The sequence below is a fragment of the Pandoraea aquatica genome (genome assembly GCF_902459565.1).
Lineage (GTDB): Bacteria > Pseudomonadota > Gammaproteobacteria > Burkholderiales > Burkholderiaceae > Pandoraea > Pandoraea aquatica.
The window spans coordinates 1,000,920-1,016,828 of sequence record NZ_CABPSN010000002.1 but is presented as its reverse complement, the minus strand read 5'-3'; the positions used below and the strand labels follow the sequence as shown (position 1 = coordinate 1,016,828).

The window sequence follows — 15,909 nt, the reverse complement described above, 5'->3', positions numbered from 1 at the left end:
CGGTTGCGGCGCTCAGACACGACGTGCGCAGCCAATCATCGATTTGCCCGTCCCATGTGCCAACTGCTCGCAATGAATTGCGCGGAACCGACCGACATCACGTTCTCATTTACCGGTTTCGCGGCGCGTGGGGGTGGTACGGATCACCATGCCGACGGTTGGGGTATCGCGTTCTTCGAGGACAAGGCCTGCCGCCTGTTCATCGATCATCAGGCCGCGGCCAACTCGCCCATCGCCGAATTGGTGAAAAAGTACCCGATCAAGTCCAAGAACGTCATCGCGCACATCCGTAAGGCCACGCAGGGCATCGTCGAACTGGAGAATTGCCATCCGTTCCAGCGAGAGCTTTGGGGACGTCACTGGATCTTCGCCCACAACGGCGACCTGCACGATTACGACCCGTTTCTCTCGGGCGTCTATCAACCGGTGGGGACGACGGATAGCGAGCGCGCCTTCTGCGACATCATGCAGGGCCTGCGCAAGCGCTTCCCCGGCTCGCAACCGCCGCTCGACGAACTGTTCCACGCGGTGGAAGACATCACGCGCACGATCACGCGCCACGGCGTGTTCAACTTCGTGCTCTCGAACGGTCAGGCGCTGATCGCACATTGTTCGACCCGCCTGCATTTCATCGCCCGTCAGTGGCCGTTCACCAAGGCGCACCTGATCGATGCCGACTGGGAGATCGATTTCGCCAAGTTCACCACCCCGGCCGATCGCGTCGCAGTGATCGCGACGGCACCGCTCACCGACAACGAAGTCTGGACGACCTTCGAGCCGGGCGAACTCATCCTGTTCGAGAAAGGCGCGCCGACGCTGCGCACCGTGGTACCGATTCCGGAAGCGGTGCGACTGCGCAACGCGCAAAACACGGCCTGCCAGTAACGACTGTCGTAGGACGCGGGGTGTCTGCCTCGCGTCGACGCCCATAAAAAAAGCGTGCCCGAAGGCACGCCTTTTTCATTCCTGCGCTGGCGTCGATCAGTGAAGGATCTTGGCCAGGAAGTCCTTGGCGCGGTCCGACTTCGGATTCGCGAAGAACTCGTCCTTCTGGTCGTCTTCCACGATGATGCCCTGATCCATGAAGATCACGCGGTTGGCGACCTTCTTGGCGAAGCCCATTTCGTGGGTCACCACCATCATGGTCATGCCTTCCTGCGCCAGTTCGACCATCACGTCGAGCACTTCGTTAATCATTTCCGGGTCGAGCGCCGAGGTCGGCTCGTCGAACAGCATGGCGATCGGGTCCATGCACAAGGCACGGGCGATGGCCACACGCTGCTGCTGACCACCCGAGAGCTGGCCCGGGAACTTGTGAGCGTGCGCCTTCAGGCCCACGCGCTCAAGCAGCTTGAGGCCCTTGTCGCGTGCCGCTTCCTTGCTGCGACCCAGCACCTTGACCTGTGCGAGCGTCAGGTTCTCGGTGATCGACAGGTGCGGGAACAGTTCGAAGTGCTGGAACACCATGCCGACGCGCGAGCGCAGCTTGGCCAGGTTCGTCTTCGGATCTGCGACCGAGGTGCCATCGACGATGATCTCGCCTTGCTGGATCGGCTCCAGACCGTTGACGGTCTTGATGAGCGTGGACTTGCCCGAACCCGACGGGCCGCACACCACCACGACTTCACCCTTCTTGACTTCAGTGGAGCAGTCCGTGAGCACCTGGAACTGGCCGTACCACTTGGAGACGTTTTTAAGGGTAATCATTTCGCCAACCTCTTTTGAAGACGTTTAACCAACATCGAAACCGTGAAGCAGATCACAAAGTAGACCGCCCCGGCAAACACAATCATGGCAGGCAGCGTGCCGTCACGCTGACCGACCGAGTACGCCATGCCGAAGAAGTCGGACAGGGCGATCGCGTACACGAGCGAGGTATCCTGGAACAGAATGATGCCCTGCGTGAGCAGCAACGGCACCATGTTGCGGAACGCCTGCGGCAGCACCACGAGGCCCATCGCCTGCCAGTACGACATGCCCAGCGCGAAAGCCGCGGACATCTGACCACGCGACACACTCTGAATACCGGCGCGGATAATTTCCGAATAATACGCCGCTTCAAAAAGCGAGAAGGCCACGAGCGCGGAGACCATCCGGATATCCCACGTCGGCGGCACGTCGAGCAACGAACGCAGCACCTGCGGCACGATCAGGAAGAACCACAGCAGCACCATCAGCAGCGGAATCGAGCGGAACACGTTCACGTACAGATCCGCGAACCACTTGAGCGGTGCGACGCCCGACAGGCGCATCATCGCGAGCAACGTGCCCCAGATGATGCCGACGACCACAGCCAACGCCGTGACCTGCAGCGTGGTGATCATGCCCTTGACGAGCAGAGGCCAAGCGTCGACGACACCGCCCCATGCGAAGATCTCGAACATTATTTGCCCCCGATGTAGCCCGGCAGGCGGGTCTTGGCTTCGATGAAGCGCATGAGCACCAGCACCGCGATGTTGATGATCATGTAAGCCACCGTGATAACGATGAACGACTCGTAGCTATGCGCCGTGTAGTCGATAAGCTGCTTGCCCTGGCCCGTCAGTTCGAGCAGGTTCACCGTCGAAATCACAGCCGAGTTCTTGAAGATGTTGACGAACTCCGACGTAATCGGCGGAATCACCACACGGAACGCGACCGGCAACAACACGAAGCGGTAGGTCTGCGGGAGCGTGAGCCCCATCGCGAGACCGGCATTCTTCTGACCCTTCGGCAACGAATTGATACCCGATCGCACCTGTTCGCAAACCCGCGCCGCCGTGAACAGTCCCAGACCGATCACACCGGTGAGCAGCGAGACGTTAGCGGGATTGAGCGAGAACAGCCACTGGCGAACGGCTTCCGGCAGGAAGTCGGGGGCCACGTAATACCAGAAGAACAACTGCACGAGCAGCGGGATGTTCCGGAACAGTTCGACGTAAGCCGCTGCGAATCCGGAAATCCATTTGTTTGGGACGGTGCGCATCACCCCGAGCACGGAGCCGACGACGAGCGCGATGATCCAGCCGCCGAGGCCGACCTCAAGCGTGAGCTTGAGACCCGAGAGCACCCAACCGAAGTAGGTGCTGTCCTCACCGGTAGCAACCGGCTGGAAGAAAAAACTGAAATCGAGACCGAAAGCCATGATCTCCCCTCTTCTACTTGTCTTGCTTAAAAAGAAGCGGAAGGATTGACTCCTTCCGCTTCGGAATTACCGGCTTAGCGCCTGGCGAATCAGTGAGCCTGTTGGCTTACTTGGCGCCGTCGACATCTGCCTTGTCGTTCGGGTTCTTCCACAGGGCGGCCATTTCAGCCGACGGTGCGAAGTCCATGTTCACACCACCCAGTGCCGGAATCGGCTGTTGGAACCACTTGGCGTAGTCCTTCTGTGCCTGACCCGACTTTTGATAGTCGGCGACAGCCTTGTCCACCACCTTCTTGAACGCCGGATCGTCCTTGCGCATCATGCAGCCGTAGGCTTCGTACGAAGCAGCCTTGCCGACAATGCTGTAGTCCTTGGCATCCTTGAACTTGGCGCGCTCGCCAGCCAGCAGTGCGTCGTCCATCATGAACGCCACGGCACGACCCTGATGCAGCGTGATGGCGGCTTCGCCGTGATCCTTCGCGCTGATGATGTTCATGCCCATGTTGTCTTTCTGGTTCATCTCGCGCAGCAGACGCTCAGACGTCGTGCCAGCCGTCGTGACAACGTTCTTGCCCTTCAGGTCCGCGAAATCCTTCACGCCCGACGTGTTCTTCGTCAGCAGACGCGTGCCGATGATGAAGAACGTGTTCGAGAAGGCAGCCTGCTTCTGACGGTCGGCGTTGTTCGTGGTCGAACCGCACTCGATGTCGATGGTGCCGTTCTGAACCAGCGGAATGCGGTTCTGCGACGTGATCGGCGTTTGCTTGACGTCCAGCTTCGCCAGCTTCAGGTCTTTCTTGACTTCAGCAACGATCGCCTGAGCGACGTCGTTGGCATAACCGACAACATTGTGGTTGTTGTCATAGAACGAGAAGGGAATCGACGATTCGCGGTTTCCCAGCGAAATGATGCCCGTGTCCTTGATCTTCTTGAGGGTACCGGCTTCCTGAGCCTGAGCAGCACCTGCCATCAGGCCAACACAGCACATCGCCAACGCAATTTTCGAGAGGGTCATTCCTTGGTCTCCTTGGCAAAAACCAGTGCATTTTAGCACTGCAATTACCGATTTTTTTATTCTCGATTGTTCGGAACGAGCGTCTTTTTTGACTTAACTCGCCCCGAACATTCCTTTTTACGCACGAATGCGTACTACTACTTAGCCGGACTATACCCTATCGATCAGGGGTACAGACCACGCATTTCACGGGCTTGCAGAATACGGCTACACGCGACGATGAATGCGGCTGTACGCAGCGAAACCTGGTGCTCCTGCGCCACGTGCCACACGCCATCGAAGGCCTCGCGCATGATGCGCTCCAGACGCTGGTTGATCTCTTCCTCGGTCCAGAAGAAGCTCGAGAAGTCCTGCACCCATTCGAAGTACGACACCGTCACACCACCGGCGTTGGCAACCACGTCCGGCACCACAAGAATGTTCTTGCTACGCAGGATGTCGTCCGCAGCCGTCGTGGTCGGGCCGTTGGCGCCTTCCACCACGACCTTGGCGCGGATCTGGTCGGCGTTCTTCTCGGTGATCTGGTTTTCCAGCGCGGCCGGGATCAGGAATTCGCAGTCGATCGACCAGAATTCTTCGTCCTTCATGGTTTCCGCTGCCGGGAAGCCGCCCACGCCGCCGGTCTCGGCCACATGCTTGAGCAGGTTCGGCACATCGAGGCCGTCCGACTTGTAGATCGTGCCGGTGTGATCTTGCACGCCGATGACATGCGCGCCGGCTTCATGGAACAGACGGGCAGCGATACCGCCCACGTTGCCGAAGCCCTGCACGATCACGCGCGCACCGCGCACGTCCATGCCCAGACGGCGAGCCGCTTCGCAGCTCACCACGAACACACCGCGGCCGGTCGCTTCACGGCGGCCCAGCGAGCCACCCAGCGAGATCGGCTTGCCGGTGACGACGCCCGTGGCGGTGGAACCCTCGTTCATCGAGTAGGTGTCCATCATCCACGCCATGATCTGCTCATTGGTGTTGACGTCCGGTGCCGGAATGTCCTTCGTCGGCCCGATGATGATGTTGATTTCGCTGGTGTAGCGACGCGTCAGACGCTCCAGCTCGCCACGCGAAAGCTTGCGCGGATCGACGCGGATACCGCCCTTGGCACCGCCGTAAGGCACGTTCACCGCAGCGTTCTTGACCGACATCCAGGCCGAGAGGGCCATGACTTCGGACAGCGTCACATCTTGGTGGAAACGCACGCCGCCCTTACCGGGACCGCGCGAGGTGTTGTGCTGAACGCGATATCCCTCGAAGTGGGCGATGGTGCCGTTGTCGAGTTCGATCGGGCAGTCGACCACGAGAATACGCTTCGGACGCTTGAGGGTTTCGACCCAGCGCGATAGCGAACCGAGGTAGGGGGTAACGCGGTCGACTTGTTGGAGGTAGTTACCCCACGGACCGAGGTGTTCGGCGTCGAGGTAAGAGGGCAAGGCATGTGACGTTTGAGACATCGTTGGATTCTCCGGCTTCAATCTGCACCGCCGGCACACACCGCGCCAGCGACACGAATGGCTGGCACTTTACAAAGAACCTCGATTAACAATCCAATGCCGAATAAACATGCATCTATGCAATTCCTGCATAGATGCAAGCACACCCTCATTTCGCCGGTACGTCAGGCAAATCGACGTGATCGCGCGTCAACGAGGGCCTCCTTACCGGATGCGAATCCCCCGCTGCCCCCTGAAGCCCTACTGCATATCCGGTCTATTGAAACCGTCTATCTCTAGCCTTTGACCTGGTCCCGAACCGCCTGCCAGAAGGCTTCGACGACGTCGCGTTTGGCACGCTCGCGGCGGTTGCTCGCGTCCGTATGGGCAAGGCGATCGCGATACAACCGGATTTCCATGTCCAGATGCCAGGGCGACGCGGTTTTGCCCGGCGGTGCGAGATCGATCAGCTCGCCTCGTGCCACGGAATCGACCACCGCACTCTCCGGCAGGAACGCCACGCCGTGTCCGGCGAGCACCATCGCTTTGAGCGCCTCCGCCATGTCCGTCTCGTAGACCTTGTCCAGATGCGGCCGGCTCGACACGTCTCCCACGAGCAGATCGGCCATCCGACCGAGGTAGGCGTTGGACGTGTAGGCCAGATAAGGCACCGGTGCTTCGGGGGTGCCCGGCAACTTGAAACGGGCGCGCTTTTGCGCGGTCGGCGCGCTGTACGGACTGAAGCGCTCACTGCCGAGCACGATCATCTCGTAGCGCGCCGAGTCGAGTTGCAGCGGCTGGCTCGGGTGGTAGTAGCACATCAGAAGATCGCAGCCGCCGTCGGTGAGCGACATGGCCGCATCGTGCACGTTGAGCGCACGCAGACGGCTGCGCAGCAAGCCCTGACGCTTCTCCAGCAGCTTGAGCCAGCGCGGGAAGAACGTCATGGAGAGCGTATGGGGGACGGCGAAGTCGATCACGGAATGATCGGCAGAGCGCTGTTCGCGCAGCAACGCGCGGGCTTCCTGCGCCTGCGCGAGCAACGTCAGCGCCTGCTCGTAGAAGACCTCGCCCGCTGGCGTGAGACGCGTCGGATAGCTGGAACGGTCGATGAGTTCGCTGCCCAGCCACGCTTCGAGCGATTGAATACGCCGCGAGAACGCCGGCTGCGTTACGTGACGCAATTCCGCCGAGCGGCTGAAACTGTTCGTCTTGGCGAGGGACACGAAGTCCTCGAGCCACTTGATTTCCATGCGGTGCTCCCGCGCAGGCGATGTCGGTGCGCCAGTCTACTCAATCGCCTGCCGGGATGACAGACCCGCGCCCGTCATCCCGACGCGGAATCGCGCTCAGTCATGCGCCGTCAGGCTCAGGACACCACCGTGGCGAAGTGCGACGCCTCCGCGTCCCCTTCCCCGCCGCGACGCTGCTGCTGCAACGCCCACATCTGTGCGTAGAGGCCTTCGGCGCGCAGCAACTGATCGTGCGTACCACGCTCCACGATGCGCCCCTTGTCGAGCACGATGATCTGCGCCGCGTGCACCACCGTCGAGAGACGGTGTGCGATGACCAGCGTCGTGCGCTCGCGTGCGATGTTGCGCAACTCCGTCTGAATCGCCTGTTCCGAGCGCGAATCGAGCGCCGACGTCGCTTCGTCGAAAATCAGAATATGCGGATTCTTGAGGATGGTCCGTGCAATCGCCACACGCTGCTTTTCGCCACCGGAGAGCTTGAGTCCGCGCTCACCGACCATCGACTGGTAACCGGCCGGCAGACTTTCGATGAAGTCGTGGATGTGCGCAGCCCGCGCGGCGGCAATCACCTGTTCGCGCGACGCCGACGGATTGCCGTACGCGATGTTGTAGTAGATCGTGTCGTTAAACAGCACCGTATCCTGCGGCACGATACCGATGGCCGCGCGCAGCGAATCCTGTGTGACGTTGCGAATGTCCTGACCGTCGATGGAGATGCGTCCGCCGTCGAGCCCCGGGAAACCTACGTCGTAGAAGCGGAACAGCAGACGCGAGAGCGTCGATTTGCCCGAGCCGCTATGGCCCACGACCGCAGTGGTCGTCCCCGCCGCGATGGTGAAATCGACGTCGTGCAGGATCTGGCGCGCCGGCTCGTAGCCGAAGTTCACGTGTTCGAAACGCACGGTGCCGCCGTTACACACGAGCGGCTGCGCGCCCGGCGGGTCGGCCACTTCTCGGTTCACGTCGAGCAGCGTGAACATGCGATCCATGTCGGTCATCGCTTGCTTCAGCTCGCGATAGATCACGCCGAGGAAATTCAGCGGAATGTAGAGCTGCAACATGAACGTGTTGACGAGCACGAGATCGCCGAGCGTCATGCGTCCGCTCATCACGCCCTGCGTGGCGTGCCACAAGATCAGAATCAACCCGCTGGCGATGATCACCTGCTGGCCGAAGTTCAGCACCGAGAGCGAGTTCTGCGAGCGGATGGCGGCCGCGCGATAACGCTTGAGGTTCTCGTCGTAGCGCTGCGTCTCGAAGGCTTCGTTGCCGAAGTACTTCACCGTCTCGTAGTTGATGAGCGAATCGATGGCGCGGGCGTTTGCCTTCGAATCGAGTTCATTCATCGTGCGACGAAAGTGCGTGCGCCACTCCGTGACCTTCACCGTGAAGGTGATGTAGAACACCAGCGCCACGAGCGTGACGATGGCGTAGAACGCTTCGTAGCGTACGACGAAGAAGCCGAGTACCAGCGCGACTTCGATGAGCGTGGGGAGAATGCTGTAGAGCGAGTACGAGATCATCGACTGGATGCCTCGCGTGCCCCGCTCGATGTCGCGACTCATGCCCCCCGTCTGCCGCTCCAGATGGAAGCGCAGCGACAGGGCGTGCAGATGCCGGAACACCTTGAGCGCGATCTGACGCACAGCGCTCTCCGTCACCTTCGAGAACAGGATTTCGCGCAGCTCGGTGAAGAGCGACGTCGACAGCCGCACCACGCCGTAAGCGATCACCAGCATGCCGAGGCCGCCCACGACGATCAGACTCGGATCGTTCGTGGCGCGCGCCGTGGCCGAGAGCGACGCCACCGGGCCGAGGGCGTCGACGATGTGCTTCATGATGACCGGCACGCCAAGGTTGGCGACCTTTGCCAGGATCAGGCACGACAGCGCCAGCGTCACGCGGCCGCGAAATTCCATCAGATAGGGAATCAGGGACTTGATGACCTGCCAGTCGCCGCGCGCCGGTTTGGCGGCATTGGGCTTGCCGGAGGCCGCCGGCGCGGGCTCGGCCGGAGTAAAACGTCTCATGGTGGGGTGGGGCGGCGTCCGGCTCGGGAGAGGGCTTTCCGCTAGAATCGTCGATGACGTATTTTCGCAGAACCCGGCGACGTGCGCTGAACCGTGCCAAATCGCCGCCGGCCGGCTTTCCCGCTCTAGCAAGGAACCTCATGAGTACCCCGACCCCTGCCCTCACGGCCCTGCCCGAAGAAAAAGAACTGGCGTTGCGCGTGATGCCGATGCCCGCCGACGCCAATGCCCATGGCGACGTCTTCGGTGGCTGGATCATGTCCCAGGTCGACATCGCCGGTTCGATCCCGGCCGCTCAGCGCGCCAACGGCCGTGTGGCGACCATCGCCGTCAACTCGTTCCTGTTCAAGGAGCCGGTCTTCGTCGGCGATCTGCTCAGCTTCTACGCCACCATCGTCAAGACCGGCAATACGTCGATCACCGTCTACGTCGAGGCGTACGCCCAGCGCATGCGCCTGTCGCACGAGATCGTCAAAGTGACCGAGGCCATGGTGACGTACGTCGCGACCGACGAAGACCGTCGTCCGCGCCCGCTGCCGAAGCTCGACGCCATCGGTTGACGTCAGTTGACCCTGGGGGACGGTTGCTCCGCGCGGCCGTCCGACCGGTTTAGACAAAAAAACGCCGCCGCCTCGAAGTGAGGCGTGCGGCGTTTGTCTTTTGCGGGCCGGACGCTGGGTCCGGCGCTGCCAGAACTTACGAAATCTTCGTGAAATCCGGTTTGCGCTTCTCGAAGAAGGCCGTGAACGCTTCACGGGCCTCGGGCGACAGCAGACGCTTGGCGAACTCGACGCCCTCCTCGCCAATGCGTGCCTGTACGTCGCTTGCGCCGTCAGCCTTCATCAGCTGCTTGGTCACGCGCAGCGACCCGGCAGGCATGGCGGCCAGTTGCGCAGCACGCTTCGCCGCGAACTCGGTCAACTCGGCTGCGGGAACGATCCGGTTGACGAAGCCCATGGCGACCGCTTCGTTCACATCGAACGGCTCACCGAAGAGCAGCTTCTCGGCGGCGCGGTGATAGCCCGACACACGCGGCAGCAGCCAGCTCGAGGCCGCCTCCGGGCACAGCGCCAACTGCGAGAACGGCAACGAGAAGCGGGCCGAATCGGCTGCGTAGACCACATCGCAGTGCAGCAGCATCGTCGTGCCCACACCGACGGCGTTGCCCGCCACGGCGGCCACGATCGGCTTGGTCGCCTGGCTGATCGCACGCAGGAACTGGAACACGGGTGCGCTCTCGTCCTTCGGCGGATTCTTCAGAAAGTCTTCGAGGTCGTTGCCCGCCGAGAAGGCTTCCGGCTGGCCCTGAATCAGGATCACGCGCAGCGACGCGTCGTCTTCGGCTTCGTTGATCCCGTCCGCGAGCGCCTGATACATGTCGGCCGTGATCGCGTTTTTCTTCTGAACGCGGTTGAGCGTGAGCACCTGCACCGCGCCCTGACGCTGCACCAATACGTCTTCCATCGTGTGTGTCTCCTCGGTGTCTCAATAGCGACAGATGACGACGCCGGGGGCAGCCACGCATTCGCGAAACCGCACCCCGGCGTCCTGAGCCGTCGTCAATCGTAGTGTCTGGCGTGCCGCCCGACTTACATGCGCTCGATGATGCCCGCCGCGCCCATGCCGGTGCCAACGCACATCGTCACCATGCCGTACTTCAGGTTGTGACGGCGCAGCGCGTGCACCACGGTCGCCGCGCGAATCGCGCCGGTCGCACCCAGCGGGTGGCCCAGGGCAATCGCGCCACCCATCGGGTTGACCTTGCTGGTGTCGAGGTCCAGATCCTTGATGACGGCGAGCGCCTGCGCGGCGAACGCTTCGTTCAGTTCGATCCAGTCCATGTCCTGCTGGCTCAGCCCTGCGGCACGCAGCGCCGCCGGAATCGCTTCCTTCGGCCCGATGCCCATGATCTCGGGCGGCACGCCGCGCACGGCGAACGACACGAAACGCGCGAGCGGCGTGAGGTTGAATTGCTTGAGGATCTTCTCGCTCACGACGAGCAGCGCACCGGCGCCGTCCGACGTCTGCGAGCTGTTACCGGCCGTCACCGAACCCTTGTTCGCGAACACCGGACGCAGCTTGCCCAGTCCTTCGATGGACGTATCGGGACGCGGACCTTCGTCGAGCGACAGCATGCGCGTCTTGACCGACACTTCGCCCGTCGCCAGATTCGGGAAACGCTCGACGATCTCGATCGGCGTGATCTCGTTCGTGAACTCCCCGGCCTGCTGCGCCTTGATCGCCTTCTGGTGCGAAGCCAGCGCGAAGGCGTCCTGCGCTTCACGGGTCACGCCCCACTGCTGCGCGACCTTCTCGGCCGTCAGGCCCATACCGTAGGCGATGCCCACGTTTTCATCACGCTCGAAGATCGACGGCGAGAGCGACGGCGTGTTGCCCATCATCGGCACCATGCTCATGCTTTCGATACCGCCGGCGATCATCGCGTCGGCTTCGCCCACACGGATGCGGTCGGCGGCCATCGCCAGCGCGGTCAGGCCCGAGGCGCAGAAACGGTTGACGGTGACACCACCGACCGTGTTCGGCAGACCCGAGAGCAGCGCACCGATACGCGCCACGTTCAGGCCCTGCTGGGCTTCGGGAATGGCGCAACCGATGATCGCGTCCTCGATGACCTTCGGATCGAGATCCGGCACCTGAGAGAGCGTGCTTTTGAGGATGGTCGCGAGCAGATCGTCCGGACGCGTGTTCTTGTAGCTGCCCTTGGGTGCCTTGCCGATCGGCGCACGCGTGGCGGCAACGATATAGGCGTCTTGCAGTTGTTTGCTCATGTCAGTCTCCGGTCGGCTTAGTTGCGCACCGGCTTGCCGGTCTGCAGCATGCCCATGATGCGTTCCTGGGTCTTCGACGTGCCCAGCAGTTCGATGAAGGCGCGACGCTCGAGCGCCAGCAGCCATTCTTCGTTCACGAGGCTGCCCGCTTCGACGTCGCCGCCGCACACGGCTTCGGCAATGCGCGAGGCGATCAGGAAATCGTGCGCCGAGATGAAGTTACCGTCGCGCATGTTCACGAGCGACGCCTTGATCGTCGACACGCCCGAGCGTCCCGCCACCGGAATGCCTGCCGGCTTGAGCGGCGGACGATAACCAGCAACCGACAGCGCGCGCGCTTCGTTGCGGGCGACCGACAGCAGCTCATGCACGTTGTAGACGATGGTGTCCGACGGCTTGAGATAGCCCATGTCGCGGGCGTCGAGCGCCGAGGCCGAGACCTTCGCCATTGCGGCGTTGGTGAACGACTTCGTCACGAATTGCAGATACTGGACGCTACCCGCAGCGGTGGCCGCTTCGGCCGCACGGATCGCCGCTTCCTTCAGGCCGCCGCCGCCCGGCACGAGGCCGACGCCGACTTCCACGAGACCGATGTAGCTCTCCAGCGCCGCCACGCGCTTGGCGCTATGCAGCAGCAGTTCGCAGCCACCGCCCAGCGCGATGCCGGACACGGCCGAGACGACCGGCACCTGCGCGTACTTCACACGCATCATGCCGTCCTGGAACTTCTTGATGAACGGTTCGATACCCTTCGCACCGCCCATCATGAAAGCGGGCATGGCGGCTTCCAGATCGGCACCTGCCGAGAACGGACCGCCCGGCGCGCCGAGCTTGAGCGACGTCGGCTGCCACACGACCACGCCGCGATATTGCTGCTCGGCCAGATCGATGGCGCGGGTCAGTCCGTCGATGACGTCCGGCCCGATGGTGTTCATCTTCGTCTTGAACGAGACGATCAGCACGTCGTCCTGACCCGGGGTCTCATCGACCCACAGACGCACGGCGTCGGTCTCTTCGATGGTCTTGCCGAACTTGCGCGGATCGGCGCTGGCTTCGCCCACGAGCGAGGCCGGGAACACCTGACGCTGATACACCGGCAGCGTGCTGCGCGGCACGAACGCGTCCTTCGCCGGGTTGTACGAGCCTTGCGCCGTGTGAACGCCACCGGCTTCGGCGACCTTACCGCCCGTCACCCACTTGGGTAGCGGTGCATTCGACAGGGCCTTGCCCGCGTCGATGTCTTCCTGCACCCATTGAGCGATGTCTTTCCAGCCCGCGGCTTGCCAGTCTTCGAACGGCCCCGTGGTCCAGCCGAAGCCCCAGCGAATCGCGAAGTCGACTTCGCGTGCGTTGTCGGCGATCTGCTCCAGATACACGCCGATGTAATGGAAGACGTCGCGGAACACGGCCCACAGGAACTGCGCCTGCGGGTTGGTCGATTCGCGCAACAGGCGCAGACGCTCAGCCGGTGCCTTCTTCAGAATGCGCGCGACCATTTCGTCGGCCTTCTTGCCCGACTCGACGTACTCGCCCGATTGCGGGTCGAGCACCTTGATGACCTTGCCTTCCTTCTTGTAGAAGCCCGCGCCCGTCTTCTGACCCAGCGCGCCCTTCTCCACGAGTGCCTTCAGCACAGGCGGCGTGGCGTACGTCGCGGCAAACGGGTCGTCCTTCAGACCGTCCTGCATCGTCTTGATGACGTGCGCCATCGTGTCCAGACCGACGACGTCGGCCGTGCGGAACGTGGCCGACTTGGCGCGGCCGAGCTTGCTGCCCGTCAGGTCGTCGACAACGTCGAACGGAATGCCGTACTTCTGTGCTTCGGCGAACACCGCCAGAATCGAGAAGACACCGACACGGTTCGCGATGAAGTTCGGCGTGTCCTTCGCACGCACGACGCCCTTGCCGAGCGTGGACGTGAGGAACGTTTCGAGTTGATCGAGGATTTCCGGCGCGGTCGTCGCGGTCGGGATCAATTCGACCAGATGCATGTAACGCGGCGGGTTGAAGAAGTGCACGCCGCAAAAGCGTGCCTTCAGATCGGTGTCGAAGCCTTCCGAGAGTTCGGTGATCGACAGACCCGACGTGTTCGACGCGAAAATCGCATGCTTGGCCAGGTGCGGCGAGACCTTCTTGTACAGGTCATGCTTCCAGTCCATGCGCTCGGCGATCGCTTCGATCACCACGTCGCAACCGGCGAGCTTTTCGAGGTCGTCTTCGTAGTTCGCGGCTTCGATGTACTGTGCGTCGGCCTTATCGGCGAACGGCGCGGGGCTCAGCTTCTTCAGGCTCTCGATGGCGCGCGTGACGACGCCATTCTTCGGGCCTTCCTTGGCCGGCAGATCGAACAGTACAACGGGCACTTTCGCGTTGACGAGGTGCGCGGCGATCTGCGCACCCATCACGCCGGCGCCGAGCACGGCGACCTTGCGTACAACCAGGGGTTTGTTGGTTTGGCTCACGGTGATCTCCTCCGCTCTCAGAACAGGTCGACGTCGACTTCCATCAGCGTCTTCGCGCCGGCACGGGCCATGCGAATTTGCGACGCGGTCTCCGGCAGCAACTTGGCGAAGTAGAAACGCGCCGTGGCGAGCTTCGATTCGTAGAACTTGTCGCCGCTGCCTTGCTTGTCCAGTGCAATACGTGCCATGCGCGCCCAGAAGTACGCGAAGACCAGATGACCGACCACGCGTTGATACGGCACAGACGCCGCACCCACTTCGTCCGGATTGGCCATGGCCTTCATACCGATTTCCATCGTCAGCTTCTGGACCTTGTCACCGATATCCGCGAGCGGATTGATGAACTCCTGCATCTCTTCCTTGGTGCCTTCGGCTTCCACGAAGTCCGACACCAGCTTGCCGAACTTCTTGAGCTTCGCGCCCATGTCGCCCAACACCTTGCGGCCGAGCAGGTCGAGCGCCTGAATCGAGTTGGTGCCTTCGTAGATCATGTTGATACGCGCATCGCGCACGTATTGCTCCATGCCCCACTCGGAGATGAACCCGTGGCCGCCGTAGATCTGCATGGCGTGGTTCGTGCACTCGAAAGCGTTGTCCGTCAGGAACGCCTTGATAATCGGCGTGAGCAGCGCGACGAGATCCGCCGCTTCCTTACGCTCGGCTTCGTCGCCGTGCGACAGTTCCTTGTCGATATGCAGCGCGGTCCAGTACGAGAAAGCGCGACCGCCTTCCACATAGGCCTTTTGCGTGAGCAGCATGCGGCGCACGTCCGGGTGCACGATGATCGGATCGGCGGGCTTGTCCGGTGCCTTCGGGCCGGTGAGCGAGCGCATCTGAATGCGTTCCTTCGCGTACACCAGCGAGTTCTGATAAGCGACTTCGGTCAGGCCCATGCCTTGCATGCCAACGCCCTGACGCGCCGCGTTCATCATCACGAACATGGCGTTCAGGCCCTTGTTCGGTTCGCCGACGAGCCAGCCCTTCGCGCCGTCGAGGTTCATCACGCACGTGGCGTTGCCGTGAATGCCCATCTTGTGTTCGATGGAGCCGCACTTGATGCCATTGCGTTCACCCGGTGCACCGTTCGCATCGGGGATGAACTTCGGCACGACGAACAGCGAGATGCCCTTCGTTCCCGGGGGAGCGTCCGGCAGACGTGCCAGCACGAGGTGGATGATGTTGGCGGCCATGTCATGCTCGCCCGCCGAGATGAAGATCTTGGTGCCGGAGATGGCGTACGAACCGTCGCCGTTCGGCTCGGCCTTCGTGCGCAGCATGCCCAGGTCGGTGCCGCAGTGCGGCTCGGTCAGGCACATCGTGCCCGTCCATTCGCCCGACACGATCTTCGGCAGATAGGTGGCTTGTTGTTCGGGGGTGCCGTGGGCATGCAGACACTCGTAAGCGCCGTGCGACAGGCCGGGATACATCGTCCACGCCTGGTTGGCCGAGTTGAGCATTTCGTACAGGGCGTTGTTCACGACCTGCGGGAGTCCCTGACCGCCGAATTCCGGATCGCAAGCCAGCGAAGGCCAGCCGGCTTCGACGTATTGCTGATACGCGGCCTTGAAGCCCGTCGGGGTCGTAACGACACCGTCGCCTTCGTATGTGCAGCCTTCGCGATCGCCCACCTGATTGAGCGGGAAGACGACTTCGCTACAGAACTTGCCGGCTTCTTCGAGCACCTGATTGATGGTGTCGGCATCGATGTCCGCGTGCTTCGGCATCGCCTTCAATTCGTTTTCCACGCCCAGCAGTTCGTGCATGACGAATTGCATGTCGCGCAGCGGCGCGTTGTACTGTCCCATG

The 15,909-nt window shown here is 62.2% G+C and carries 13 protein-coding genes; 2 read left to right on the top strand and 11 right to left on the bottom strand.

Features of this window, described 5'->3' with window-relative positions; all coding sequences use genetic code 11:
- Positions 1–54: 54 nt before the first annotated feature.
- Positions 55–885 (top strand): class II glutamine amidotransferase, encoded by an 831-nt coding sequence (locus tag PAQ31011_RS10125; RefSeq protein WP_039396153.1) that lies wholly within the window; start codon positions 55–57, stop codon positions 883–885.
- Between the two features lie 96 nt (positions 886–981).
- On the opposite strand, the gene PAQ31011_RS10120 is transcribed toward PAQ31011_RS10125, so the two are convergent.
- From PAQ31011_RS10120 to PAQ31011_RS10090, 7 genes are all read right to left on the bottom strand, one after another.
- On the bottom strand, positions 982–1,707 hold the full coding sequence (locus PAQ31011_RS10120) for an amino acid ABC transporter ATP-binding protein (protein WP_039396149.1): 726 nt from the start codon (positions 1,705–1,707) through the stop codon (positions 982–984).
- Entirely contained in the window at positions 1,704–2,384 is a 681-nt protein-coding gene (gene gltK, locus PAQ31011_RS10115; protein ID WP_039396146.1) for a glutamate/aspartate ABC transporter permease GltK, read from the bottom strand. Before gltK ends, PAQ31011_RS10120 begins: the two co-directional genes overlap by 4 nt.
- Entirely contained in the window at positions 2,384–3,124 is a 741-nt protein-coding gene (locus PAQ31011_RS10110; protein ID WP_150575659.1) for an amino acid ABC transporter permease, read from the bottom strand. Before PAQ31011_RS10110 ends, gltK begins: the two co-directional genes overlap by 1 nt.
- A 106-nt stretch (positions 3,125–3,230) precedes the next feature.
- On the bottom strand, positions 3,231–4,139 hold the full coding sequence (locus tag PAQ31011_RS10105) for a glutamate/aspartate ABC transporter substrate-binding protein (RefSeq protein WP_150575658.1): 909 nt from the start codon (positions 4,137–4,139) through the stop codon (positions 3,231–3,233).
- A 164-nt stretch (positions 4,140–4,303) separates the two neighbouring features.
- The gene (locus PAQ31011_RS10100) at positions 4,304–5,590 is read right to left on the bottom strand and encodes a Glu/Leu/Phe/Val family dehydrogenase (RefSeq protein WP_150575657.1); all 1,287 of its coding nucleotides are present in this window, start codon (positions 5,588–5,590) and stop codon (positions 4,304–4,306) included.
- A 275-nt stretch (positions 5,591–5,865) separates the two neighbouring features.
- Positions 5,866–6,822 (bottom strand): LysR family transcriptional regulator, encoded by a 957-nt coding sequence (locus tag PAQ31011_RS10095; protein ID WP_150575656.1) that lies wholly within the window; start codon positions 6,820–6,822, stop codon positions 5,866–5,868.
- Between the two features lie 116 nt (positions 6,823–6,938).
- On the bottom strand, positions 6,939–8,852 hold the full coding sequence (locus tag PAQ31011_RS10090) for an ABCB family ABC transporter ATP-binding protein/permease (protein ID WP_150575655.1): 1,914 nt from the start codon (positions 8,850–8,852) through the stop codon (positions 6,939–6,941).
- 140 nt (positions 8,853–8,992) lie between these two features.
- Between PAQ31011_RS10090 and PAQ31011_RS10085 the strand changes: the two genes are divergently transcribed.
- Positions 8,993–9,412, top strand: a complete 420-nt coding sequence (locus tag PAQ31011_RS10085) for an acyl-CoA thioesterase (protein WP_150575654.1) — start codon at positions 8,993–8,995, stop codon at positions 9,410–9,412.
- 136 nt (positions 9,413–9,548) lie between these two features.
- On the opposite strand, the gene PAQ31011_RS10080 is transcribed toward PAQ31011_RS10085, so the two are convergent.
- The 4 genes from PAQ31011_RS10080 to PAQ31011_RS10065 all read right to left on the bottom strand — a co-directional run bounded on the left by PAQ31011_RS10080 (position 9,549) and on the right by PAQ31011_RS10065 (position 15,908).
- Positions 9,549–10,316: an enoyl-CoA hydratase gene (locus PAQ31011_RS10080; protein ID WP_150575653.1), complete on the bottom strand. Its 768-nt coding sequence runs from the start codon at positions 10,314–10,316 to the stop codon at positions 9,549–9,551.
- Between the two features lie 125 nt (positions 10,317–10,441).
- On the bottom strand, positions 10,442–11,641 hold the full coding sequence (locus tag PAQ31011_RS10075; protein WP_150575652.1) for an acetyl-CoA C-acyltransferase: 1,200 nt from the start codon (positions 11,639–11,641) through the stop codon (positions 10,442–10,444).
- 17 nt (positions 11,642–11,658) lie between these two features.
- Positions 11,659–14,103, bottom strand: a complete 2,445-nt coding sequence (locus PAQ31011_RS10070) for a 3-hydroxyacyl-CoA dehydrogenase/enoyl-CoA hydratase family protein (RefSeq protein ID WP_150575651.1) — start codon at positions 14,101–14,103, stop codon at positions 11,659–11,661.
- A 17-nt stretch (positions 14,104–14,120) separates the two neighbouring features.
- The gene (locus tag PAQ31011_RS10065) at positions 14,121–15,908 is read right to left on the bottom strand and encodes an acyl-CoA dehydrogenase C-terminal domain-containing protein (RefSeq protein ID WP_150575650.1); all 1,788 of its coding nucleotides are present in this window, start codon (positions 15,906–15,908) and stop codon (positions 14,121–14,123) included.
- Between the last annotated feature and the right edge of the window lies 1 nt (position 15,909).